23 protein-coding genes are annotated in these 24,728 nt (G+C 59.2%); 14 read left to right on the top strand and 9 right to left on the bottom strand.

Going from position 1 to position 24,728, the window contains the following annotated elements; translation table 11 throughout:
* Positions 1-45: 45 nt before the first annotated feature.
* The 4 genes from ACZ0AZ_RS22430 (at position 46) to ACZ0AZ_RS22415 (ending at position 5,310) form a co-directional block, all read left to right on the top strand.
* On the top strand, positions 46-726 hold the full coding sequence (locus ACZ0AZ_RS22430; RefSeq protein WP_039760558.1) for a C39 family peptidase: 681 nt from the start codon (positions 46-48) through the stop codon (positions 724-726).
* A gap of 43 nt (positions 727-769) precedes the next feature.
* Positions 770-1,516, top strand: a complete 747-nt coding sequence (locus ACZ0AZ_RS22425; protein WP_039760556.1) for a hypothetical protein — start codon at positions 770-772, stop codon at positions 1,514-1,516.
* A 45-nt stretch (positions 1,517-1,561) separates the two neighbouring features.
* Positions 1,562-2,878, top strand: a complete 1,317-nt coding sequence (locus tag ACZ0AZ_RS22420; RefSeq protein ID WP_463538167.1) for a hypothetical protein — start codon at positions 1,562-1,564, stop codon at positions 2,876-2,878.
* Between the two features lie 230 nt (positions 2,879-3,108).
* Entirely contained in the window at positions 3,109-5,310 is a 2,202-nt protein-coding gene (locus ACZ0AZ_RS22415) for a hypothetical protein (RefSeq protein ID WP_463538166.1), read from the top strand.
* A 95-nt stretch (positions 5,311-5,405) separates the two neighbouring features.
* On the opposite strand, the gene ACZ0AZ_RS22410 is transcribed toward ACZ0AZ_RS22415, so the two are convergent.
* Entirely contained in the window at positions 5,406-6,731 is a 1,326-nt protein-coding gene (locus ACZ0AZ_RS22410; protein ID WP_039760550.1) for a sigma-54 dependent transcriptional regulator, read from the bottom strand.
* Positions 6,732-7,255: 524 nt separating this feature from the next.
* On the opposite strand from ACZ0AZ_RS22410, the gene ACZ0AZ_RS22405 reads away from it, so the two are divergent.
* The 3 genes from ACZ0AZ_RS22405 (at position 7,256) to nhaB (ending at position 10,657) form a co-directional block, all read left to right on the top strand.
* A complete protein-coding gene (locus tag ACZ0AZ_RS22405; protein WP_039760548.1) occupies positions 7,256-7,522 on the top strand; it encodes a hypothetical protein in 267 nt (88 codons plus the stop codon).
* 256 nt (positions 7,523-7,778) lie between these two features.
* Positions 7,779-9,068: an NHL repeat-containing protein gene (locus ACZ0AZ_RS22400; RefSeq protein WP_463538165.1), complete on the top strand. Its 1,290-nt coding sequence runs from the start codon at positions 7,779-7,781 to the stop codon at positions 9,066-9,068.
* A gap of 86 nt (positions 9,069-9,154) precedes the next feature.
* Positions 9,155-10,657, top strand: coding sequence for a sodium/proton antiporter NhaB (gene nhaB / locus ACZ0AZ_RS22395; RefSeq protein ID WP_129998702.1), 1,503 nt, complete (start codon positions 9,155-9,157; stop codon positions 10,655-10,657).
* Between the two features lie 297 nt (positions 10,658-10,954).
* Here the strand turns inward: nhaB and ACZ0AZ_RS22390 are convergent, their stop codons facing one another.
* The 3 genes from ACZ0AZ_RS22390 to gnd are packed head-to-tail and all read right to left on the bottom strand — an operon-like array spanning position 10,955 to position 14,273.
* A complete protein-coding gene (locus ACZ0AZ_RS22390) occupies positions 10,955-11,776 on the bottom strand; it encodes a Cof-type HAD-IIB family hydrolase (RefSeq protein ID WP_039760540.1) in 822 nt (273 codons plus the stop codon).
* Entirely contained in the window at positions 11,773-13,296 is a 1,524-nt protein-coding gene (zwf, locus tag ACZ0AZ_RS22385; protein ID WP_463538164.1) for a glucose-6-phosphate dehydrogenase, read from the bottom strand. The genes ACZ0AZ_RS22390 and zwf overlap by 4 nt, the downstream gene beginning before the upstream one ends.
* Positions 13,293-14,273, bottom strand: coding sequence for a phosphogluconate dehydrogenase (NAD(+)-dependent, decarboxylating) (gene gnd / locus ACZ0AZ_RS22380; protein WP_064362242.1), 981 nt, complete (start codon positions 14,271-14,273; stop codon positions 13,293-13,295). The genes zwf and gnd overlap by 4 nt, the downstream gene beginning before the upstream one ends.
* 275 nt (positions 14,274-14,548) lie before the next feature.
* Between gnd and ACZ0AZ_RS22375 the strand changes: the two genes are divergently transcribed.
* The 3 genes from ACZ0AZ_RS22375 (at position 14,549) to ACZ0AZ_RS22365 (ending at position 17,086) form a co-directional block, all read left to right on the top strand.
* Positions 14,549-14,731 carry a DUF6026 family protein gene (locus ACZ0AZ_RS22375; protein WP_039760535.1) on the top strand — a complete coding sequence of 61 codons (183 nt, stop codon included), beginning with the start codon at positions 14,549-14,551 and terminating at the stop codon, positions 14,729-14,731.
* Positions 14,732-14,940: 209 nt separating this feature from the next.
* The gene (locus ACZ0AZ_RS22370) at positions 14,941-16,683 is read left to right on the top strand and encodes a phosphoethanolamine transferase CptA (protein WP_039760533.1); all 1,743 of its coding nucleotides are present in this window, start codon (positions 14,941-14,943) and stop codon (positions 16,681-16,683) included.
* A gap of 193 nt (positions 16,684-16,876) precedes the next feature.
* Positions 16,877-17,086 (top strand): hypothetical protein, encoded by a 210-nt coding sequence (locus ACZ0AZ_RS22365; protein WP_129998700.1) that lies wholly within the window; start codon positions 16,877-16,879, stop codon positions 17,084-17,086.
* A gap of 182 nt (positions 17,087-17,268) precedes the next feature.
* Here the strand turns inward: ACZ0AZ_RS22365 and ACZ0AZ_RS22360 are convergent, their stop codons facing one another.
* The 3 genes from ACZ0AZ_RS22360 to zapE all read right to left on the bottom strand — a co-directional run bounded on the left by ACZ0AZ_RS22360 (position 17,269) and on the right by zapE (position 19,598).
* Complete coding sequence (locus ACZ0AZ_RS22360) at positions 17,269-17,766, bottom strand: GNAT family N-acetyltransferase (RefSeq protein WP_024012903.1); 498 nt, start codon at positions 17,764-17,766, stop codon at positions 17,269-17,271.
* Between the two features lie 114 nt (positions 17,767-17,880).
* Positions 17,881-18,462, bottom strand: coding sequence for a DinB family protein (locus tag ACZ0AZ_RS22355; RefSeq protein WP_039760633.1), 582 nt, complete (start codon positions 18,460-18,462; stop codon positions 17,881-17,883).
* Positions 18,463-18,479: 17 nt separating this feature from the next.
* On the bottom strand, positions 18,480-19,598 hold the full coding sequence (gene zapE, locus ACZ0AZ_RS22350) for a cell division protein ZapE (RefSeq protein ID WP_463570670.1): 1,119 nt from the start codon (positions 19,596-19,598) through the stop codon (positions 18,480-18,482).
* Between the two features lie 310 nt (positions 19,599-19,908).
* On the opposite strand from zapE, the gene ACZ0AZ_RS22345 reads away from it, so the two are divergent.
* Together ACZ0AZ_RS22345 and ACZ0AZ_RS22340 are read left to right on the top strand one after the other, a co-directional pair.
* A complete protein-coding gene (locus tag ACZ0AZ_RS22345) occupies positions 19,909-21,375 on the top strand; it encodes a nucleobase:cation symporter-2 family protein (RefSeq protein WP_463538163.1) in 1,467 nt (488 codons plus the stop codon).
* A 65-nt stretch (positions 21,376-21,440) separates the two neighbouring features.
* Positions 21,441-21,914 (top strand): LEA/WHy family protein, encoded by a 474-nt coding sequence (locus ACZ0AZ_RS22340; protein WP_116658237.1) that lies wholly within the window; start codon positions 21,441-21,443, stop codon positions 21,912-21,914.
* 147 nt (positions 21,915-22,061) lie between these two features.
* On the opposite strand, the gene ACZ0AZ_RS22335 is transcribed toward ACZ0AZ_RS22340, so the two are convergent.
* Entirely contained in the window at positions 22,062-22,985 is a 924-nt protein-coding gene (locus ACZ0AZ_RS22335) for a carbon-nitrogen hydrolase family protein (protein ID WP_129998695.1), read from the bottom strand.
* Positions 22,986-23,069: 84 nt separating this feature from the next.
* On the opposite strand from ACZ0AZ_RS22335, the gene ACZ0AZ_RS22330 reads away from it, so the two are divergent.
* Entirely contained in the window at positions 23,070-23,984 is a 915-nt protein-coding gene (locus tag ACZ0AZ_RS22330) for a LysR family transcriptional regulator (protein ID WP_463538162.1), read from the top strand.
* 6 nt (positions 23,985-23,990) lie between these two features.
* On the opposite strand, the gene ACZ0AZ_RS22325 is transcribed toward ACZ0AZ_RS22330, so the two are convergent.
* Positions 23,991-24,245: a hypothetical protein gene (locus ACZ0AZ_RS22325; protein WP_003224595.1), complete on the bottom strand. Its 255-nt coding sequence runs from the start codon at positions 24,243-24,245 to the stop codon at positions 23,991-23,993.
* 153 nt (positions 24,246-24,398) lie between these two features.
* On the opposite strand from ACZ0AZ_RS22325, the gene ACZ0AZ_RS22320 reads away from it, so the two are divergent.
* Positions 24,399-24,716, top strand: coding sequence for an ElaB/YgaM/YqjD family protein (locus tag ACZ0AZ_RS22320; protein ID WP_016774661.1), 318 nt, complete (start codon positions 24,399-24,401; stop codon positions 24,714-24,716).
* Positions 24,717-24,728: the final 12 nt, after the last annotated feature.

Below are 24,728 nucleotides of genomic sequence, written 5' to 3'. Positions count from 1 at the left end.
CCGGCAACGGGGCTTTTTCCCAGGTTCCACAAGGCGTATTCGATCATGCGGACTCCTGCCCTCCTCGCTCTGCTTTGTCTGTGCGGCCTGACTCAGGCAGCCCAGATGCCCGTCGCTGCCCTGCCGGGTGGCGTGCTGGTCTACAAGGACGTGCAAAGCATTCGTGAGCGCAAGTTTGCCGACATCGTCGAACAGAAAACCGATTTCAGCTGCGGCGCTGCTGCACTGGCAACGGTCCTGCGCCAGGCCTATTGGCTCGACGTCGATGAGGAGCACATCATCAAGGGCATGCTGGTCAACGCTGACCAGGACCTGGTGCGAACCCAGGGTTTCTCCATGCTCGACATGAAGCGCTACGTAGAAAGCATCGGCATGCGTGCCCGTGGCTACCGGATCCCGCCCGAGAAACTCGAAGCGGTGACCATTCCGGTGGTGGTCCTGATGGACATTCGCGGCTACAAGCATTTCGTCGTCCTGCAGCGTTCGGACAAGGATTGGGTCTACATCGGTGACCCGGTTCTCGGCCACAAGCGCTACAAACACGATGACTTTGTCAAAGGTTGGAACGGCATTGTCTTTGCCATCGTCGGCCCCGGCTACGACAAGGCCAACGCCTTGCGCAGCCCTCCCGTGCCGCTGACGGCGAAGAACTCGCTGGACGGTTTCAACCCGGTCAAAGATGCGGAATTGATGGATTTCGGGTTCATTCAGAGCGACTTCTTTTAATCGCCGAGTTAGAGAATGGGACTGGATGTCCCGGGAGCAGCAGATGAAAAGCTCATACTGGCTGGCCGCCGCCTGCCTGGCAGCGAGTGCGTCAGGCTTTGCCCATGCCGGATTCAAACCCATCGAAATCAAGGACCAGGAGCTCGCCGAGCTTCGCGGTCGGTACGTCATGCCGGGGCGGATCATCAGCTTCGGCATTGTCATGAGCAGCACCTGGCGCAACGCCAGCGGCGATTTGATCGGTGCAGCCACCTCGATGCAGGTCCAGGCTGCAACCGTCAAACCGGAGTTTTATGTCTCGACCATCAAGGAGTCGGGCAACGGCAGTACGCCCACATTGGGCACCGGCACTGTGATTGGTGGCGCCGGCCTCAACAGCAGCCAGGGCGTGACGCAAAGCGTGCGTGCGGCCGGCGATGGCAACACCGCCAATAACAATGTCGCGATCAACGTCAGCGAAGCCAGTCAGGCGCCGGCACTGGTGCCGTCGCAAGGCCAGGCCCTTGTCGCCGGGCAAACCATCACCGGTAGCAACGGCGCCGGCAGTGTCGCGGTTTCGGCCAATGGCGGTGGCGTGCAAATGGCCATTCAGGCCAGCGGCAATCAAGGCACCGCACTGCAACAGGTCGCCCAGGGCGGGCTGCTGCAGAACACCCGTTTGCTGGGCAGTGCCAACGTGGTCAACAACCTTACGCAACTCAACGTCGTACTTAACAATAACGGCAGAAGCGCCGGTGCACTGGACTGCAACCTGACCCAACTCGGGGCCCTACGCAATATCGGATATTGAACTACGCTGAGTCTCGATCATTGGGCTTAAAGGGACGGCTTATTCATGTATCGATCAGTATCACTGCGTGCTGCAGTGTGTTTGAGTACCCTTCTCCCGGCGGCAATGCTGCAAGCAGCACCCGACGCCGATGTAGAAGCCCTGAAACGGGAACTTCTGGAACTGAAACAACGATACGAAGTACAACAACAAGCGCTGGCGGTACTTGAACAACGGGTCCGTCAGGTAGAAGAAACACCCGCCGCCCCACCGCCAAAACGGCTGGCCAAATCGCCGTCCGACATGAAAGGCAATCGCGTCGCTACCGGAGCCGCCACAGGCACCGGTGCGGCCGCTGCATCGGGAGGCGCCGCCGGGGGCAGTGGCGCTTCCTACGGTCAATCGCTGGCTGACGATTCGCAACCGGCGCAAAGTGTTTCCAACCTGTACGACGAGGCCAGCGGCTTTTTCGGTGGCGGCAAGTTCAGTTTCGAAACCGGTGTCACCTATTCACGCTATGACACCCGCCAGTTGATCCTGAACGGTTTCCTTGCGCTGGATTCGATTTTCCTGGGCAACATCAACCTCGACCGGATCAAGGCCGACACCTGGACCTTGGACCTCACCGGCCGCTACAACTTCGACAATCGCTGGCAGTTCGACCTGAACGTGCCGGTGGTCTATCGCGAGTCGACGTATCAGTCCGGCGGCGGCAATCAGGGCGCTGCAGGGGTGACCACCGAAGAAACCGTGACCAAGGATCCAACCATTGGCGACGTCAACTTCGGTATCGCCTACAAGTTCCTCGACGAGTCGGTCAACACCCCGGACGCCGTCGTCACCTTGCGCGTCAAGGCGCCGACCGGCAAAGACCCGTTCGGCATCAAGCTGCGCCAGACCGACGCCAACTCCAACCTGTTCGTGCCCGACACCCTGCCCACCGGCAACGGCGTCTGGTCGATCACGCCGGGTATCTCGCTGGTCAAGACGTTTGACCCGGCGGTGCTGTTCGGCAGCCTCTCCTACACCCACAACCTGGAGGAGTCGTTTGACGACATCAGCTCCACCGTCAACCAGAAAACCCCGGGTAAAGTGCGCATCGGCGACAGCTTCCAGATCGGCGCCGGTATCGCCTTCGCGCTCAACGAGAAGATGAGTATGTCGTTCTCGGTCTCCGACCTGGTGCAACGCAAAAGCAAGCTGAAACAGGACGGCGGCGATTGGGAATCGGTGGTTTCCAGTGACGCGAACGCCGGTTACTTCAACGTTGGCATGACCATCGCGGCGACCGACAACCTGACGATCGTGCCGAACTTGTCGATTGGTATGACCGATGATGCGCCGGACTTTTCGTTCAGCCTGAAATTCCCGTATTACTTCTAGGTAAAAGCAAAAGATCGCAGCCTTCGGCGGCTCCTGCATGTGGATTCGAGTAATCCCTGCAGGAGGCGCCGAAGGCTGCGATCTTTTGATTCTCAGGCTCTTGCTCGTGACCACTCATCGGAAACACGTCCGCACCTGTCAGATCTGACAGGTGCGCTTTTCGCATAAATAACTTCTGATAGCTCCAGCGTCTGGTCGCCCGTGACCAGCCCGTGTTCAGGAGATTTGCCATGACCATTCTTCTCGCTGCCGATTTGTTTCCTCCAAAAATTCCCATGGCAACTGATCTGGAAACACCAGAGGCGTATCACGGCGGTATTTCACTGGAAGCCGTGAGAACGGGTTACCTGACAGCTGTTGTCGATCCTTGGGTCAACCAGAGTATTGGAGAAAAGTGCGCCTTCCACTGGGATAACTCGCTCTTACCGGTTCGAACGATAGAAATCGATGACACCAATCTCAATAAACAGCTGCTGTTCCAGATCCCGGCAGGTCAAATCACCAACGGCGACGCTTACGCGTTTTACAAAGTAACCCGGCCACATCAGCAGCCTGTGAAATCCCAGGAAATACTGATGCTGGTCAAATTCACCCGGCCCGGCGGCGATGACAGCGACAGTGAACCGGGAAATTCCGGTCTCGTGTACACGCTGGATCCGGATCCGTCGAAGGGGGTGGATGCCGAAATGGCCAAGCTGGGCGTCAAGCTGTTGGCGAGCTACGTAAACTGCGCCACATTCGACCGAATTATCGGGCGCTGGGGTGACCAGGTGGTGTCCTACTATCCAGTCACCAGAGAGCAGATCGAAGATCCGGTCAACAATCCGATCTTTCTCACCTTCACCGAAAAAGTCATCAGAGACGAAGGCAACGGCAGGAACATCGAAGTGAGTTATCAGGTGTTCGACCGGGTCGGCAATCTGCCGGATCCGAACGCGCCGTGGTCGAAAGTCACCTATGTGAATGTGGACCTGAGCATCAGCCGCTTGCCGGCGGCAACAATCTGGGTCAACAACCAGAACGTCACCACCATCGACCTGAATGTGCTGGGCACGAGCGACGCCGATGCACGGGTTTATTTCACCCAGCCGGATTTCCAGATTGGAGACGAGGTCGAGCTAAGGTGTACCGGCCAGACACCTGAGGGAGTACCTGTCACGATCGGACCGTTGGTACACACGGTCGGCGCCGTGCCTGGGCACTTCGATTTCAAGCTGGCCAATGCCTCAATCAGGGCCATGGTCAATGGCTCGGCCACGACCAACTACAAGTTACTCCGCGCCAACGTACCTGCGCGTCCGTCCAATGACGTTGTTGTTCCAATCACTGGCGAAGTCAGTCAGTTGAAGCCGCCAACGGTTGTCGAGGCGCCGGATTACAAACTTGACCCGAACCGGCATCAGAATGGCTTCACCGCGGTGTTTGACACTTCGATGTTTGGCGCAAATCACGAGGTAAAACTGGAAATCGTCGGCAGACCCGGCGCCGGCTCAGTACCTCCGCAGCAAAAGCCGGTGGCGGGACAGTCGAAAGTGCAATTCGACATTGATTTCTCCGTCACCGGGGCAAATCTGCAGCGCAGTGTGGAGTTGATATACAGCCTGATAGTTAATGGACAGCCGACGCCGGTGCAGAGTGTGACGCTGGTGATTGGTGAGTTGCTGCAGTCGAGCATGCCGATGCCGAAGTTTGAGGGCTTTGATGGGAAGGTGTTGGATGTCGGGTTGATCAAGGATGATACGAAGGTGTTGTGTGGGGCCTGGCCGTTTCAGCGGGCGGGGTTGAAGATCTGGTTGAAGTATGTGGAGACGTTTGCCGAGGGTGGGGAGCGGGTTAAGGAGCAGTTTGTAGGAGCAGTACATGATCAGGGGGTGGGGCTTAGTTATTTGGCTGAGGTGGAGTGGTTGCGGGGGTGTAAGGCAGATTCAAAACTGGTTATAGTTTTAATTGTTGGGTTATTTGCCGAAGCAATATTGACCGATGCCATTGCTTGTAACATCCCGCGTTATTCTGTAATCGCCGGATTTGATGACCTGACTACTTTTACTGATTATGATCGCAACGGCTGGGTGGATTCGGAGGCAGTTACACCCACAATAATATCTAGACTAGGGGAAGAGTATTTCCTAGAGCCGACGTATGCACATTTTTGGGGAATAATTATTCAGAAAACTTTCAACAATCTCAAACTTGGCCAGTTTTATGAGTTATCCTGCCGATTCAAAGCGCCATTTGGCACGCGGATTTTCATTTCAAGCGGCACGGAACAGCTGTGCGCAGTTGTGGTAGAGACGAGCAGCGATTGGCAGTTCTTCAGAGCTCCATTCTTGGTTAGAAATAACCCAATGACAGTGAGGTTCCGAATTGCTGGTGTCCAAAATGCAACCCCTGCCTTGGACTGTCTGCGAATAAGATCGTCTCCCTACAACTGACATGCGCTGAGAATGCGTCTAGCATGTACTGCCTGCATAGCAGACTGCTTTCCCGGGTTTTGACAATTTTACTTAAAGGGTCGACGACAATCCGATCATCTAATCTGGTGCTTGTGAAGCAAACGATAGAACGTCGGCCGCGAAACCCCTAACACTTTCGCGGCCACACTCAAATTATCACTGTGCCGGTTAAGCACATCACACAACGCCTGCCGCTCCGCCCGGGTCTTGTAATCCTCCAGCGTGCCCATCGGTGTTGCGATGGAGTGCTGGCTGATCAATCCCAGATCCCGCGCCTCGATCTGCCGCCCCTCTGCCAACACCAACCCGCGCCGTACCCGGTTCGCCAGCTCGCGGACATTCCCCGGCCAGTCGTGCTTGCCCATGGCAATCAGCGCATCTTCGCTGAAGCTCCTTGGCCGGCGGCCGGTCTCATGGCTGTAGAAGTGCGAAAAGTGGTTGGCCAGCATCGACAGATCGCCGTGGCGTTCACGTAATGGTGCGGTCACCACTTGCAGCACGTTGAGCCGGTAATACAGGTCTTCACGAAAACGCTTTTTCTCGATCGCTGCTTCCAGGTCGACGTGGGTTGCGGCCAGCACTCGCACGTCGACCGGGATCGGCTGACTGCCGCCGACCCGCTCGATGTGCTTTTCCTGGAGAAAACGCAGCAGATTGGCTTGCAATTCCAGCGGCAGATCACCGATTTCATCGAGGAACAACGTCCCGCCATTGGCCGCTTCGATGCGCCCGACCTTGCGCTGATGGGCGCCAGTGAACGCGCCTTTCTCGTGGCCGAAGAGTTCGGACTGGATCAAATGCTCGGGAATCGCGCCGCAGTTGATTGCTACGAACGGTTTGTTGTGGCGCTGGGATTGTCGGTGCAGGGTGCGGGCGACCAGTTCTTTGCCGGTGCCGCTTTCGCCGCGAATCAGCACGGGCGATTCGGTCGGTGCAAGTTTGCTCAGCAGTTTGCGCAGTTCGCGAATCGGTTTGCTGTCGCCCAGCAGTTCGTGTTCCGGCTGGTCGACATGTATCGTGCCCTGCCCGCGCAGGCGCGCCATGCCGAAAGCACGACCCAGGGTGACCTGTACGCGCGAGACGTCGAAGGGCAAGGTATGGAAGTCGAAGAACCATTCACAGACGAAGTCGCCGACGTTCTGCAAACGCAGGACTTCCTGATTGAGTACGGCGATCCATTCGGTGCCGCTGCGGCTGATCAGCTCCTTGACCGCGTCAGGGCGTTCAAGGTGAAACGGCTGCAAGCGCAGCAGGCCGACGTCGCAGGCGCGCGCGCTGGCATTCTCAAGATTACAACTGTCGACATCCCAGCCTACGGCGCGCAATCCGGGCAACAGGCGATGACAGTCGTCGCAGGGATCGACCACCAGTAAACGTCTCGACGCAGGCGCTTCGCTCATGACTGTTCCTTGGCGCCAAACATTGGAAATGATCGTAAAAACAGTCATTTGGCAGACCCGGTTGTAACACTAGCAAGATTTTGACGGGGGCTTGTATCGATTGCTTATAGGGGGGCTGTTAAAAGAGTTATAAGAAAGTTGGTTGTTAGTTAGCTATCGACTATTTGCGTTGTGTCAGAGAGCGGCCCCCCTCACCCTAGCCCTCTCCCGAGCGAGAGGGAACTGACCGAGGTGTTTGCACGGGGTACGCCGATCTGAAAGACCAAGCCGGACTCGAGTTTGAAAAGCCCACAAATCGGCTCCCTCTCCTCGGGGAGAGGGTTGGGGTGAGGGGTGAATTCAGCGCGGTGTTCAGACATGGCAGGATCAACGAAACGAACTTACGTTATGTAAAGAACTTGAAATTTCTTTGTTTCACTTGTGACCCGCCCCCCGGTTGCGTGCATCAGTACAAGTAACCCGCCGCACGGTAAGCCCAACCGCCGGCACATCACTTGATTGGGCGCTAATAGAGAGAAGACCCCATGACTGCCCCGCTCCGTATCAACGAAGCTCTTTTGATTGCCAACCACGCCTTCAAGCCTTTTCAGTGCGTGGCCTGGGCGCCACAAGACGGCAATGGCGAACTGAGCCTGACCGTCGTCGACCGCACCAACTCCCATATCGGTCGCAAACAGATCCCGAGCAGCGCCTATTCTGACCCAGCGCAACTTGAACAACTGCTGCAGCAGGCCCGCGCCGAGTTGAGCGAAGAAGGTCACACGCTGCAATCGTGGTCGATGCCACACTGATGACAGAACAAGGGCGGATGACGTTAAAGTCATCCGCCCTTTTCATGTGAGATAGCCGTTAGTTCTCGGGTCAGATATTGCTTAAATGCTTGGCTCGCTTGCGACTGGTTCAACAAGACACTGTTCTGGCACAGTGCGACCGTCGTTCTGTTAGTTCTTCCAGTTGTACTTCTCGTGGTTCAGGGATTGAATGTTTCGCTCATGCAGTCAGCCGCCCAATCACTGGGTATCGGCTCACTCGCAAGGAGCCTCGCGCATGTCCACCCTGAACACTTATGCCCTACCTACCGCTTGGAATAATCCGGGATCGCTCGATTCGGCATTCGCTATCGGTGGCGTTGCGCAAGTGTACTTTGCCGGCAGTCTCTCCAGTCTGACCCAGCACGTTACCCTCGATGCACAGGGCCGAATTCTCGTCGCCGCGAAAGTAGGTACAGCCAACGGCAGCCGTTTTGGCTTGGCACGGTTGCTCGCCGATGGCTCCGCCGATTTGTCCTTCGGCCATCAGGGCAGCGTGATCGGCAGCTTCGTCAAAGGTTTCGAAGCCAGGGCCGGCAAGGTCCAGGTGCTGCCTGATGGCAGAATCATGCTGGCAGGTCTGCACTATGAAAATACCCATCGCACCCTGCCGGCCCTCGCCTTGTTTGATGCCAAGGGCCAGCCAGATCAACGCTTCGGTGCTGACGGCTTCCAGGTCGTGCGGCTGCCCGGCGATTTGTCCATGGGCACCCGTGACAGTTGGTTGCCACCGGGGGTGCCGGGCGTCGAGGCTTGTGATTTTGCGGTGCAGGCAGACGGCCGCATTTTGCTGATCGCCAACCATCATTTCAGCCTCGCCGATCACGCCGGGATGCTGATTCGCCTCGAACCCGACGGTGGCCTGGACCAATCCTTCAACGGGCGCGGATTTGTCATGGTCCGCCACCTGCTGCTCAATACCTGGCTGAGCACGCTGCTGTTGAAGCAGGATGGGCGCATCGTCGTGGCCGGTTCGATCGACTTTCCGCAACAGGGACTGCTGGCGGTATATCGGCCCGATGGAAGCCTGGACGAGCGCTTTGCGGTTGACGGCTTCATGGCCTTCAAGGCGCAGGGCAACAGCGCTCAGGTCAATCAGATCATTGAATCTGAGGACAGGCTTTATTGTTTTGGCAGCAGTCGCGATCCGATCCGCTGCCTGACATTCGTCCTGCACACCAATGGCAGACCGGATTTGCACTGCCATCACGGCCTGCCGCAAGTGTTGGACATTGGCCCCAGCGGTTGCCAATGGAATGCGGCTCAGTTGATGAGCGACGGTCGGATCATCGCTGTCGGGGCCACCATCGGCGGGGTTGAGGCGGATTTCATGGTCGCCCGCTATCAACGCAATGGCAGCCTCGACCCAGAGTTTGGCGAAGGCCACGGCTGGCTGCGCACGCGGTTGGGCAGAAGTCTCGATACGGCGAATTCGTTAGCGGTCCAAGCTGACGGGGCCATTGTCGTCGGCGGGTATTCGCTGGATGGCAATTACCGGGCCTTGGTTGCGCGCTATCTGAATCAATAGTGCGTTCGACAGCCAATGCGAGGGGCCGCTTGATCTTCCCTGAAACATCCGGCAACTTTCGCGCTTCTAAATAAAAGGAGCAGCCGATGTCCGGTTCAATCGCCCAAGCGTTCGCGCACAACTTCCTCGGGCAATCGCCACGCTGGTACAAGGCGACCATCGTCGGTTTTCTCATTCTCAATGCTGTGGTGCTGTTCACCATCGGTCCGGTTGCGGCGGGTTGGCTGCTGGTGATCGAATTCATTTTCACCCTGGCCATGGCGCTCAAGTGCTATCCGTTGATGCCGGGCGGCTTGCTGTTAATTGAAGCATTGCTGTTGAAGATGACCACGCCACAGGCGCTTTACGATGAGTTGGTGCACAACTTTCCGGTGATCCTGCTCCTGATGTTCATGGTCGCCGGCATTTACTTCATGAAGGATCTGCTGCTGTTCCTCTTCTCGCGCCTGCTGTTGAGCGTGCGTTCGAAAGCCATTCTGGCGCTGATGTTCTGCTTCTTGTCGGCGTTTCTTTCGGCGTTTCTTGATGCGTTAACCGTGACGGCGGTAATCATCAGTGCGGCTGTCGGGTTCTACTCGGTGTATCACCGGGTCGCGTCGGGCAATGATCCGCGTCAGGACAGCGAGTTCAGTGACGACCAGCATCTACCGTCGCTGCATCATGACGACTTGAATCAATTTCGCGCGTTCCTGCGCAGCCTGCTGATGCATGGCGCGGTCGGCACGGCGCTGGGTGGCGTCTGCACACTGGTGGGTGAGCCGCAGAACTTGTTGATCGGCCACGAGATGGGCTGGCATTTCGGCGAGTTCTTCACCAAGGTGGCGCCGGTTTCGCTGCCAGTGCTGGTGGCAGGTCTGGTCACCTGCGTACTGCTGGAGAAGCTGCGCTGGTTCGGTTACGGCACATTGCTGCCGGACAATGTGCGCGCTGTGCTGGCCAACTATGCGGCGGAAGACAACGCGAAGCGCACCTCGCGCCAGACGGCGGCTTTGCTGGTGCAAGGTGCCGCGGCGCTGATTCTGATCGGTTGCCTGGCGTTTCACTTGGCGGAAGTCGGCCTGATTGGTTTGATGGTGATTGTGTTGATCACTGCGTTTACCGGAATCACTGACGAACATCGCCTGGGTAGCGCCTTTAAGGATGCAATGCCGTTTACCGCGTTGCTGGTGGTGTTTTTCGCCGTAGTGGCAGTGATTCATGATCAGCAATTGTTCGCCCCGCTGATCCAGTGGGTGCTGGCGCTGCCTATGGATCAACAGCCGGGCATGTTGTTTATCGCCAACGGCGTGCTTTCGGCGATCAGTGACAATGTGTTTGTCGCGACCATTTACATCACCGAAGTGAAACAAGCGTTCCTCGCCGGGCACATGAGTCGCGAGCATTTCGAGGCGCTGGCGATTGCGATCAACACCGGGACCAATCTGCCGAGTGTGGCGACACCGAATGGTCAGGCCGCGTTTTTGTTCCTGCTGACCTCGGCGATCGCGCCGCTGGTACGCTTGTCTTACGGGCGCATGGTGTGGATGGCGCTGCCGTATACCGTGGTGATGGGCCTGCTGGGCTGGTACGCGGTGAGCTACTGGCTCTGACAGAACACTGATTGAAACTGTGCAAGCGGGCTTGCTCGCGAAAGCGGTGTGTCAGTGAACTGATTTGTTGCCTGACCCGGCGCCTTCGCGAGCAAGCCCGCTCCCACACTGGTTTTGTGTTTTTGCCGGGATTTTGCGCACGCCGCTGAAACCTTGTAGGAGTGAGCCTGCTCGCGATAACGGCGGCACATCCACCCTCTCAGTCGCCTGACCCGGCGCCTTCGCGAGCAAGCTCGCTCCCACAATGGTTTCCGGTGAGCCGAATTCCAGGCAGCCCATATCAGGCTTTGATTTGACTCAGTGCGGGAGGATGTACTTTTTGATCGCCTGGGCCACGCCGTCTTCGGTGTTCGGCGCGGTGACGACGTCGGCCTGGCGCTTAACCGCCTCTTCCGCCTGGCCCATGGCAATCGACAAACCTGCACATTTGAACATCGCCGGGTCGTTGCCGCCGTCGCCGATGACGGCGGTCTGTTCCAGCGGTACGCCGAGGTACTCGGCAATCGTCGTCAGCGCAGTGCCCTTGTTGGCCTCCAGCGCAGTGACGTCGAGATACACCGGCTGCGAACGCGACACCTGAGCCATACCGTTGACCTTCGGCAACAGCTGCGCCTCCAGTTCGATCAACAGTTCTGTGTTGTTGCTGGTCGCGACAATCTTGTCGATCCGCTGCAGATACGGCTCAAAACTCTCCACGACCACCGGCGGGTAACCGAGGCCACTTTGCTCACGCGGAACCATCGGCCCGTGCGGGTCCTTGAGCAGCCAGTCACCGCCGCTGAACACCCAAACCTCGACGTCCGACTGATCGGCAAACTGCGCCAGCGCAATCAGTGCGGTCGTCGCCGGCAAATAATGCGCGGCCAACAGTGTGCCGTCCGGTTTGACGATGGTGCCGCCATTGAACGCCGCCGTCGGCAGATCAACGCCCAGGGCCTCGATCTGTTGCAGCATGGCTTTCGGCGGGCGTCCGCTGGCGAGGCTGAACAGTACGCCGGCCTCGCGCAATGAGCGCACGGCGTCAATGGTGTGTTGATTCAGCGTGTGATCGGGCAACAACAAGGTGCCGTCCATGTCGCTGAGCAGAAAACGGATGGGTTGTTTCGCCAGGTCACTCATCCCAGACCGTGCCAGACGCGGCCATCGCGAGTCAGGAGATCTTCCGCAGCTTGCGGGCCATCGTCACCAGCCGCGTACAACTCGACGCTGGCGTCCTGCTGCCAGGCATCGAGGAATGGCTGCACGGCTCGCCAACCGTTCTCGATATTGTCAGCGCGCTGGAACAGCGTCTGATCACCGGTCAGGCAGTCGTAGATCAAGGTTTCGTAGCCGGTGGAAGGCTGCATCTCGAAGAAATCCTTATACGCAAAACCCAGTTCGATATTGGCCATGTTCAACGCCGGCCCCGGCCGCTTGGCCAGCAGGTCGAACCACATGCCTTCGTTTGGCTGGATCTGGATACGCAGATAAGTCGGCTGCAGCTCATCGACTTCGGTGTCGCGGAACTGCGCGTACGGCGCCGGTTTGAAGCAGATGACGATTTCCGTGTCGCGTACGCTCATGCGTTTGCCGGTGCGCAGGTAGAACGGCACGCCGACCCAGCGCCAGTTATCGATCATCACCTTGAGCGCCACATAGGTTTCGGTGGTGCTGTCGGGCGAGACGTTGGCTTCTTCGCGATAACCGTTCAACGGTGTGCCGTCGCGCTCGCCCGATGTGTACTGGCCGCGCACTGAGTTGGCCCGCGCCTCTTCGGTGGACCAGGGGCGAATTGCCCCCACTACCTTGGCCTTCTCGCCACGCACCGCATCGGCGCCGAATGCGGCCGGCGGTTCCATGGCGACCATGGCCAGCAACTGGAACAGGTGATTGGGCACCATGTCACGCAGTGCGCCGGTGTGTTCGTAAAAACTGCCACGGGTTTCGACGCCAACGGTTTCCGCCGCCGTAATCTGCACATGGTCGATGTAATGATTGTTCCAGAACGCTTCGAACAGGCTGTTGGAGAACCGGCTGACCAGAATGTTCTGCACAGTCTCCTTGCCCAAATAATGGTCGATCCGGTAGATCTGCTTCTCGGACATGACCTTGAGCAGGCAAGCATTCAAGGCTTCGGCGGTGTGCAGGTCGGAGCCGAATGGCTTCTCGATCACCACCCTTCTGAACGCTTCGGGCGTTTCTTCAAGCAAACCGGCGCTGCCGAGGCGGCGCACCACCTCACTGAAGAAACGCGGCGCGGTGGCCAGATAGAACACCGCATTGCCAGTGCCGCTGTCGGCGATTTTCGCCGCCAGGGCTGAATAAGTGCTGTCGTCGAGGAAATCGCCCTGGACGTAGCTGATGCCTTTGGCGAGCTTGGCCCACAAGACCGGATCAAGCATCTGATCGCCCTTGCCGACCTTCGCCGCCACTTCAGTGCGGATGAAGTCCTCGAGCTTCTGCGCGAAGGCTTCATCGGTAATGGCGTTGTGATCAACGCCGACGATCCGCAGATTCTCGTCGAGCAGGCCGTCGCGACTGAGGTTGTACAGCGCCGGCATGAGCAAACGCTTGACCAGGTCGCCGTGGGCACCGAACAGGAACAGCGTGGTCGGTGGTGCGGGTTCTGCCTTGGATTTTCTGCGGATCGTACGGGTCATTTTTTCGCGGTCTCCACGTGGCCGCCGAAGCCGAAGCGTTGTGCCGACAGGATCTTGTCACCGAAGGTGCCTTGCCCGCGCGAGCGGTAACGGGAGAAGAGCGAGTTGGACAGCACCGGAACTGGCACCGCCTGCTCCATGGCCGCCTCGATGGTCCATTGGCCTTCGCCGCTGTCGGCTACCGAGCCGGAGAAACCGTCGAGCTTCGGATCGCTGGCCAGCGCATCGGCAGTCAGGTCCAGCAGCCACGACGAAACCACGCTGCCACGACGCCAGACTTCAGCGATATCAGCCACGTTCAGGTCGAAACGCTGATCTTCAGGCAAACGTTCGCTGGATTTGGTCTTGAGGATGTCGAAGCCCTCGGCGAACGCGGCCATCATGCCGTACTCGATGCCGTTGTGAATCATCTTCACGAAGTGCCCGGCACCGGCAGGACCGGCGTGGATGTAGCCATGCTCGGCGCGATGGTCGTCGGACTTGCGGTCCTTGGTGCGCGGGATGTCGCCCATGCCCGGCGCCAGCGCGGCAAACAGCGGGTCGAGGCGCTGCACGGTTTCAGCGTCGCCGCCGATCATCATGCAATAGCCGCGCTCAAGGCCCCAAACGCCGCCGGAGGTGCCGACGTCGATGTAGTGCAGGCCCTTCTCATTCAGAGTCTTGGCCCGACGGATGTCATCCTTGTAGTTGGTGTTGCCGCCGTCGATGATGGTATCGCCGGGTTCGAGCAATTCGCTCAGGGTGTTGATGGTGTCTTCGGTCGGCGCGCCGGCCGGCAGCATGACCCAGACCGCGCGCGGCTTGTCGAGGCCGGCGACCAGCGCTGGCAAGTCGGCGACGCCAGTGGAGCCCTCGGCGACCAGGTTATCGATGAAAGCGGTATTGCGGTCGTAAACAACGGTGGTGTGCCCGTTGAGCATCAGACGTCGCGCAATATTGCCGCCCATGCGGCCCAGTCCAATAATCCCGAGTTGCATGTGCTGATGCTCCTTACTACAAATAAATGTGTGTCATTGGTTATAGCCCAACGCGACTGATGGAGGTTAGTCCAGAGCGTTGCGATGAAGTTTCCGGGCATTGTGCCCGATCCAGAGTGATAACGCCCCGAATCCTGCCGAAGACACACCGACCATGAAAAATAAAAAAGTTCCCTTTAAGGGCAAAAGAAATCAAAATTGGCGCCGATAGTAAGTCAAGCGCCTCGGCACGAGGAGTGACTTACAGTTGATGCACGCCATTTGCGAGGTGAGCAATGGGCACAGTACACACAGCAATGCCGCCACAAACCCTCTACGTTACGATCCGTCGCGATGAATTGCGCCAGTTGAAAGACGAGCGCGACCAGTTGCAGCACGAATTGGCGCAATTGCGCGCACTGACCCAAGGCTCGCAGCCGCAACCGCGTCCGGTTGTGCAGCGCGCACCGCACGCCTGATCCCCGCTTGCTTCGGGAACGGCCATCGTCGTTCCCGACACGTTGCACCTCTGAACGCCTGATACCCATCAGAAGCGGGCTTAACAAATCTTTCACATGCCCTTGGGGATACTCCGCCCCATTCTGGCCGTACCTGCGCGTACGGCCTCTGTTCGTCGGTGTCATGGAAGCGTTCCGGCGTGGGTTTGATGATTGAGCTGGAGCGCGTAATGGCATTGTTCAAACGCAGCAAAACGACTGCGAGCGGTTTCGACTGGGCCGGATTTATCTGGCTGTTCGTCTTCTTCTGGTATTTCTCGGGTATCACTCAACTGCTGATCCAGCTGACCGGCACATCCGGCTTCACCGGATTTCGTCAGGCGTTCGTGATGAGCGCGCTGTGGCTGGCGCCGATGTTGCTGTTCCCCAAACACACTCGCCTGCTCGCCGCCATCATCGGCGTAGTGCTGTGGGCCTGCTCGATGGCCAGCCTCGGCTACTTCTTCATTTATCAGCAGGAATTCTCCCAGAGCGTCATCTTCATCATGTTCGAGTCGAACGTGTCGGAAGCCGGCGAGTACATGACTCAGTACTTCGCCTGGTGGATGATCCCGGCGTTCCTCGCCCATACCGCGTTCGCTTACTTTTTATGGACGCGTCTGCGCCCTGTTTACATGCCGCGCGGTCGCGCGCTTGTAGCGGCGACGGCGATTGTAATCGCCGTGGTCGGCTACCCGCTGGTCAAGCAGACCCTGCGCATGGGCACCTTCGCCCAAGGCTTCGAGAAATTCGAAACCCGCATCGAGCCCGCCGTGCCGTGGCAGATGGCCGTGGCGTATCACCGCTATCAGGAAACCCTCGGTGACATGCAGGGCATGCTCGACAGTGCGAGCAAGATCCCGCCGCTGAAAAACCTCAAGGACGCCTCTGCCGGTCAGCCGGCGACTTTGGTGCTGGTGATCGGCGAATCGACCAACCGTCAGCGCATGAGCCTCTACGGTTACCCGCGCAACACCACGCCGGAACTGGACAAGCTCAAGGATCAACTGGCGATCTTCGACAACGTCATCACCCCGCGCCCCTACACCATCGAAGCGTTGCAGCAAGTGCTGACCTTCGCCGATGAGCAGAACCCGGATCTGTACCTGTCGACGCCATCGCTGGTCAGCGTGATGAAACAGGCCGGTTACAAGACCTTCTGGATCACCAACCAGCAGACCATGACCAAGCGCAACACCATGCTCACGACCTTCTCCGAACAGGCCGACGAGCAGGTGTACCTGAACAACAATCGCAACCAGAACGCCGCGCAATACGATGGCGACGTGATCGAGCCGTTCAACAAGGCACTGACTGATCCGGCTCAGCGCAAACTGATTGTCGTGCACCTGCTCGGCACACACATGAGCTACCAGTACCGTTATCCGCCGACTTTTGACAAGTTTCAGGATCGCCAGGGCGTCCCTGCCGGCGTACGCGACGATCAACTGCCGACCTACAACAGCTACGACAATGCGGTGCTTTACAACGACTTCGTGGTCTCGAGCCTGATCAAGGACTACGCCAAATCTGATCCGAACGGCTTTTTGCTGTACCTGTCCGACCACGGCGAAGACGTCTTCGACTCGGCCGGCCACAGCACGCTGGGCCGCAACGAGAACAAGCCGACCGCGCCGATGTACACCATCCCGTTCATGGCCTGGGCCTCGCCGAAGTGGAAGCAAAACCACGACTGGAACTTCGCTGGCGACCTCAGCCGGCCGTACAGCAGCTCGCAGTTCATCCACACCTGGGCGGATCTGGCCGGGTTGAGTTCGGATGAACTGGATCGCAGCAAGAGTCTGGTCAGCGACAGCTTTGTGCCGCGCAAACTGTTGATTGGTGATCCGTATCAGACGGCGAAACGGTCACTGATCGATTTCAGCTTGATGAAGCCCAAGCAGCCTGCTCCGGGAGAGGTGGCGCAGAAGTAACACGACAAAGGGCCTGCGAAGGCCCTTTTTTGTGTGTGCTGATGGGCGTGCTGCGTCGGCACTCCACATTGAAATACCCGGCAATATTTGCCCTTGACCCGCGTTAACCCATTGTTAATGGCCGCAACGCAGACTCTCTTCCGCGGTCTGCTTCACGGACGAACCGACTCCCACTTGTTCAGTAGGAGGCAACATGAAAATCACCCCTTTCATCCTCACCACCCTGCTCGCCCTCGGTTCCACCAGCGCCTTCGCTGAAGGCGGTGCCGAGCGTATGCGTTATTACTACGACAATTTCCCGGTCCAGCGCGCGCAAAGCGAGCAGAAGGCCGACGCCAGCGCGAAGGAAATTCGCGTCCCTGCTGACCAGACGGCGCAGGTGACCGAGTCTTATCGCGACTGAGTTTTATCGAGCAACCGATGGACCTCCCGTGGCTCCGCTCTGGCCCGGGAGATGACAGTTGAGGCGCCCTGTTTGGGGCGCCTTTTTTTTGGTCAGGCAGATTGGGCCAGTTCGATGTATTGCGCCCGGCCAACTCGGTCAGTCACCTCTCCCTCTGGGAGAGGGTTAGGGTGAGGGAATTTTCAGGCCTGTAAATCCTTTATCCAGAACAGCATCCGTCCGTGATCCGGATTGAACATCCCCGGTGCAAAGCCGAATTTGCGATACGACCCTTGCGCCACCGCATTGCCTTCCAGCACCTCCAGGGTGATTTTGCAGCAACCGCGCTGGCGGGCGATTTCCTCGACTTTCTGCAGCATTTTCTGGCTTAGCCCCAAGCCGCGGAATTTGCCGACCACCGCGACGTCGTGAACATTGACCAGCGGTTTACAGGCAAAGGTCGAGAAGCCCTCGAAACAGTTGACCAGCCCGGCCGGTTCGCCGCCAACGAAGGCCAGCACGCTGAAAGCATGCGGGCGGCGAGCGAGTTCTTCGGGCAGGCGTTGCAGCAGTTCAGGGGCGATTGGATGACCGCCGCCCATGGGATCTTCGGCGTAGTGGTTGAGCACGATGCCGATGGCTTCGGCGTGCACCGGGTTGCTGTAGCTGGCCTGAAGTACGAGTATTTCTGCGGAATCCATTTCCATCCCCGATAAACAAAGGCCCCGGCGTGCAAGGTGCTTGCTGAAAGGCTGAGGGGACATTAGCTTGGGTGCGCCGGAGAGGGCAACTTGAAAAGCTGCGATCTTTCGCGGTCAGTGGCCCCAGACAAGTTCTTCCGTCCAGCCCAGCTCGGCGAAGTCCTCGGCGCGCAACGCGCTTTCCCCTGCACAGAAGAACTCATCCAGTTGCGGTGGCTTCACCGTCGTGCCGCTGAGCATGGCGTGCACCTGGCCACGATGATGAATCTGGTGTTCGAACAGATGCGAAAGCATGCGCAGGCGGCTGTCATGTTGTGGCGTGTCACGGGCGATGGTGACGATCCTTGGCAGATCGGCATCCCGCAGTTGCTCGCAATAGGCGATCAGACGGCGATCGACGCGAACCTGTTCTGCACGCAGCGCGGCGGCGGTAGTAAACGGCTCGTCCTGATTGAAGAACACATAGCAATCGGGATGCGGCTCGTCACCGCGCAATTCGCGCTCCAATGCGTCGACGTAGAACCAGTCGCAGGTGAGGATGTGATTGAGCGTCAAGCGAATGCTCGGGAAGAAACTCACCCGCGGCGCGACCAGTTCAGCGGCATCGAGCCGGGTCCAGGCCTTGGCCAGGCGATGATTGGCCCAGGCATTCTGGTAAGCCATGGTCAGCAGATGATGGGACAGCGGTTGACTCATGTCGGCGCCCTCTTCTTTCAAGCTTCGGCGAAACGCTGCAACTGCATCTCCTGCAACCGGCTGAGGGTGCGGCGGAACGGGAATTCCAGATAGCCCTCGGTGTAGAGCGCGTTCATCGGCACGCTTGCCGCGACGTACAGAGGCACCTTGCGGTCGTAGCATTCGTCGACCAGCGCGATGAAGCGGCGCACGCCATCGTCGTGTACTGACAACTGCGGCAGCTCCCGATCGCCGGCGACGACACGCTCGGCGCCGTCTTCGGTACCGCGCGCAATGCGTCCTTCGCGCTTCTTGGCGCTGAGGTTCGGCACTTCGCTTAACAGGATAGCCCGGTAGCGATCACACAGGGCAATGAAGTCCATGGCGGCGAAAGGTTGTTCGCACAGATCGCTGTAACGGCACCACAGTACGGATTCATTGGCCTGTACCACTTTGAGCATTCGATGGCCCACGGCGACGGGCTCTTCGCTGACAGTCTCATCTGAAGCGAGCGACTGGAACACGGCATCGAGTGCACTCGGCGAATCGGTCGTGCTGACAAAATAGCGCTGCGCGATCGCCCCCGGATGCAAGCGATGGTCCTCGGCGCCATTCACCGCGACCACCTGCATATGCGCCTTGATCGCCGCAATTGCCGGTGTAAAGCGATCACGGTTGAAGCCATCGGCGTATAGATCATCGGGCGGCAGATTGGAGGTGCAAACGATCACCACGCCTTCCTCGAACATCACCTGAAACAGCCGGCCGAGAATGATCGCGTCGCCAATGTCACTGACGAACAGTTCGTCAAAACACAGCACACGCACTTCGCCAGCCAGTTCCTTGGCCAGGGCGCGCAACGGATCGGCGATGCCACTGAGTTGAAACGAACGCTGATGCACCCAGCCCATGAAGTGATGAAAGTGTTGACGCCGCGCCGGCACGCGCAGGCTCTGGTAGAACTGATCCATCAACCAGGTCTTGCCACGACCGACCGGCCCCCACAGATACACGCCGCTGACCGAGCGGGCACCGGCGTGCAAGGCTTCATGGCATTTCTGCAAGGCCCAGACCGCGTGTTCCTGGGCTTCATCCTGAATGAAGCCCTTGTGGTCGACCGCGTATTGCCAGGCACTGAGGGGGGAGTCGAAAGTCATGCGCGGGAGTATGCCACGGGCGATTGGCCATTGCTGATCGACGCACGCATGATCGTTCCCGCGCTCTGCGTGGGAATGCCTCAAGGGACGCTCCGCGTTCCAGCTCTGGAAGGGACGCGGAGCGTCCCGGGCTGCATTCCCACGCGGAGCATGGGAACGATCAGACCGCTTTCGCGAGCAGGCTCGCTCCCACAAAGGCAGTAAAACCTGACCTTTCAGGCAGTTATTGCTCGTTGCCCTCGCCGCCCGCTTGCGGCATTCTGCGCACCCATTTTCTGACCCGGCCCCGCCTCGCGGCGCGCACCTGACCATGACCGCCTCTGACAAAGCCCCGCGCAACAACGACCTGATCTACGGCCTCAACGACCGTCCGCACCTGACCGCCACCGTGTTCGCCGCGCTGCAACATGTGCTGGCGAGTTTCGTTGGCATCATCACCCCGACCCTGATCATGGGCGGCGCGCTGGGCCTGCAGAGTGAAATCCCTTACTTGATCAGCATGGCGCTGTTCGTCTCCGGTCTCGGCACTTTCGTACAGGCCAAGCGCTTCGGCCCGGTGGGTTCCGGTCTGCTGTGTCTGCAAGGGACCAGCTTTTCCTTCATCAGCGTGATTCTCAGCGCCGGGTTCATGGTCAAGGCGCGTGGCGGCGGTACTGACGAAATCCTTTCGACGATCTTCGGTGTGTGTTTCTTCGCAGCATTCATCGAAGTGGTGCTCAGCCAGTTCATCGGCAAGCTGCGCATGCTGATCACTCCCGTAGTGACCGGCACGATCATCACGCTGATGGGCCTGTCACTGATCAAAGTAGCCATGACCGACATCGCCGGCGGCTTCGGTGCGCCCGACCTGGGCGCGGCCAGTCATGTCTTTCTCGCGGCACTGGTGATCGGCACTATCGTTGTGCTGAACCGCGTCGACGTGCCGTTTCTGCGCCTGGGCGCGATCGTCATCGGCCTGACCCTGGGTTACGTGGTGGCATGGCTGATGGGCACGGTGGATTTCGCCTCGATGCCCGAGGTGCCGCTGGTCAGCGTGCCGGTGCCGTTCAAGTACGGTTTCAACTTCGATTGGGTGGCGTTTGTGCCGGTGGCGGTGATTTTTCTGGTGTCGCCACTGGAAGCGGCCGGTGACCTGACCGCCAACTCGATGATCTCGCGGCAACCGGTCAAAGGCCCGCTGTACATCCGCCGGATCAAATCCGGCCTGCTCGCCGACGGTCTCAACTCGGCCATGGCGGCGGTGTTCAACAGCATGCCGATGGTGACTTTCGCGCAGAACAACGGCGTGATCCAGCTGACCGGTGTGGCCAGCCGTTATGTGGCGTTTTTCATCGCCGGGCTGCTGGTGCTGCTCGGTTTGTTCCCGATGATCGGCGCGGTGCTGCAATTGATGCCAAAACCGGTGCTGGGCGGCGCCGAACTGGTGATGTTCGGCACCGTCGCCGTGGCCGGGATCAAGATCCTCGCCGAGGCCGGCCTGCATCGACGCAACATGCTGATCGTGGCGATCTCGCTGGGCATGGGCCTGGGCATCGCGGCGGTGCCGGAAGTCTTGCGCGAACTGCCGCAAGCGCTGCGCAACATCTTCGAATCGCCAATTACTGTCGGTGCGTTGTGCGCTATCGTGCTGAACATCTTCCTGCCCGAGGAATTCATCGAGCTGGAAGAAGACGATTTCGACCCGGAAGCGTCGATTCTGCAGGTCATGGAAAACCCCGACGTCACCGCCAAAGGTGAACCCGGCCAAGCGGCGGCTGTCGCACAGTTGAACCGCTGACGTCGCGCCTCGGAGAAAAGGGCTGCACCGGCAACGGTTCAGCCCTTTTTTGTCGAGAGATTCTTATGCGCCGCGTCCACGCCGTCATCCTGTCGCTCTTGCTGTTGTCCCTCAGTGCCTGCGCGCTGTTTCCCAACCGCGACCCGGTGAACATCAACGTGGTCGGCCTCGAGCCGTTACCGAGTCAGGAACTGGAAGTGCGCTTCGCGATCAAGCTGCGCGTACAGAACCCCAATGAAACGGCGATCGATTACAACGGCATCGCCCTGGATCTGGAGGTCAATGGGCATTCGCTGGCTTCCGGCGTGAGCGATCAGAGCGGTTCGATCCCACGCTTCTCTGAAGCCATTGTCACAGTGCCGGTCAGCGTCTCGGCGTTCTCGTTCCTGCGCCAGACCCTGGGCCTGAGCCAGACGCAAAGCCTCGATAACCTGCCCTACGTGCTGCGCGGCAAACTGGCCGGTGGGGTGTTTGGCACAATGCGCTTTACCGACAGCGGCAAGTTGAGCCTGCCCAAGGCGAGCGCGGCGACCTGGTAGTCCGCGGTCCAAATCGGCAGAACAACACACAACCCCTGTGGGAGCGAGCCTGCTCGCGAAGGCGGTGGTTCAGGCAACTGCGATATTCATGGTGCCTACGTCTTCGCGAGCAGGCTCGCTCTCACAGGTTCTCTACAAGTTTCAAGGTCAGGAGTTGAACCGCACCCCCGGCTTCGCACGCTCATCAACGCTCAACTCGAACACATCCGGCCGCGCATAGTGGCCGACCACATCGTAGTCGTACCGCGCACGGATCAGTTCATCCGTGTCGATCTGCGCCGTCAGCAATCCCGCCTCGCCACGCAGCGGTCCCGCCAGTACATCGCCCATCGGCCCGACAATCACACTGCCGCCAGCAATCAACGGTCGATCAACCGGCCAGTTGGCAATCTCAACCCCCAATTCATTCGGCGAGGCCTGTACCTGGCAGGCGCTGACCACGAAACAACGGCCTTCGTGGGCGATGTGGCGCATGCTGACCTGCCACATCTCGCGCTCGTCCACGGTGGGTGCGCACCAGACTTCGACACCTTTGGCATACATCGCCGTGCGCAGCAGCGGCATCATGTTTTCCCAGCACACCACCGCGCCGAGCTTGCCGACCTGGGTGTCGAACACCGGCAGCGTCGAACCGTCACCCTTGCCCCAGATCAGTCGCTCGGTTCCCGTAGGCATGAGCTTGCGGTGTTTACCGATCAGTCCTGCCTGAGGGTCGAAATACAGCACCGTGCAATACAACGTGCTGCCGGCGCGCTCGATGACGCCGATCACCAGATTGGCCCCGGTGCGCGCTGACAATCCGGCCAGCGCCTCGGTTTCCGCGCCAGGCACATCAATGGCGTTGGCAAAATACCGCGCGAAGGCCTCGCGCCCCTCGGGCAGTCGATAACCCAACTGGGTGCCAAAGCCCTCGCCCTTCGGATAGCCACCGAGCAAGGCCTCCGGCATCACCACCAGCGCCGCGCCGGATTCGCGGATCGCGTCTTCCCAGCTGAGAATCTGGTCGAGGGTTTCGCCTTTGCCGCCGGGCAAGGCGCCGATCTGCAGCGCAGCAACTATGGATTTGGCCATCGTGTTTACTCCATCAGGTTCAGGTGTTGCCGATTCTCCAGCGGCACGCGATCATGAATAAAGCCCTACCCGCTGCTGAATGATATGAGTCAAATGAATATCGCCGACATCGACCTCAACCTGCTGAAAGTCTTCGAAGCACTGCACGATGAATCCAGTGCCAGTCGCGCCGCCCTGCGCCTGGGCGTAACGCAATCGGCAGTCAGCGCGGCATTGCGTCGCTTGCGTGAGGTGTATGGCGATCAGTTGTTCGTGCGCACCGGGCGCGGTCTGGCGCCGACGCTGCAAGCCAATCAGCTGAAACCGGTGATCAGCGATGCCCTGAACAAATGCCGGCAAAGTCTGGCCATGCTTGATCCCGCGGCCAATCAATACGACGGGCGCTCGGTAGCGACTGGTCTGTCAGATGATTTTGAAATTGCCTATGGCCGCCGCTTGATCGAGGAAATCGCCCGTCGCGCGCCAAAGCTGCGGCTGATTTTCCGCCAGACCCACAGCCAGATCGTCGCCCGCGCGTTGATGGAACGCAGCATCGACCTGGCGATCACCGCCGGCGGGTTTGCCGAGCGCCTGCTCAGTCGTCAGGTGCTGGGTGAAGGTAGCTACGCGTGTCTGGTCGATCGCGACAGTCTCGCGCCCGGCCAGCAGCAGATCGAGTTGCAGGAGTTTGTTGCGCGCGAGCACATTCTGGTGTCGTCCGGCGGCTTTATCGGCATTACCGACGAGGGATTGGCGGCAGTGGGATTGAGCCGCCGAGTCTGCGCGTCGACCACGCATTTTGCCGCGCTGCCGTTTCTGCTCAAGGGCAGTCAGGCGGTGGCGACGATCCCGGCCCATGCCGCCGCAAGTATCGCGGCGCTGAGCGGACTGGCGCTGCTGCCCTGCCCTTTGGCTTTACCGCGTTATCCGGTGGAGCTCGGCTGGCGCACCAGCACGCAGATCGATCCGGTGCTGGTCAAGGTTCGCGAGGCGATTGCCGCCACGTTCAGCCAGACGTGAAGTGGTTCACTTGTTCGCCGCCATCAGGCGATTGACTTCGCTGCGCACCATGTTGGCGAACTCCGGCGGCGACATGCCGTCCAGCTCGGCGCGAACCCACTCGGCCCATTTGCCCTTGCGCTTGGAGCGTTCGCCAAACAGACGTGCGGCTTCGCCTTTGGCTTTGCCCAGATTGTTCTGCCAGAGTTCGAACAGACGGGATTTCTCATCTTCCAGCGCGGCGCGCTCTGCGAGGGATTTGTCGGCCAGATTGAAACTCATGGGGATTTGTCCTGCTGCGTAAAATGGCGACATCTTACACGCTTGGCACAAATCTCCGGTGCAGGTTTTCCCTCGTCCGCGAATGACATGCAACTTTTCGCCTGCCGCTACACTCCATTGGTCACTGTCCATTCACCTGCAAGGAGTCACCCAATGGCCCGTAAAACCGCCTCGCAAGCTGCCGAAGAGCAAATCAAGGATCAAGCTTTCAGCGAGCTTCAGGCTCTGATCGAAGAATCGGACAAACTGCTCAAGAGCAGCGCTTCACTGGTAGGCGAAGAAGCAGAAACGCTGCGTGCACAAATCGCCCAGAAACTGCAGCTGGCGCTGGACTCGGTGTCCAGCGTGCGCGACCGCACCAAACCTGCCGTCGAAGCCACAGAGAACTACATTGGTGGCCATCCATGGCAGACCGTAGCGATCTCCGCCGGTTTCGGCCTGGTGGTGGGCCTGCTGCTCGGCCGCCGCTGAGTTCAGCGTCAC

The sequence above is a fragment of the Pseudomonas sp. AC239 genome (assembly GCF_979258545.1).
Note: the sequence above shows the minus strand (reverse complement) of the source record. Positions and strands in the feature narration are given on the sequence as shown.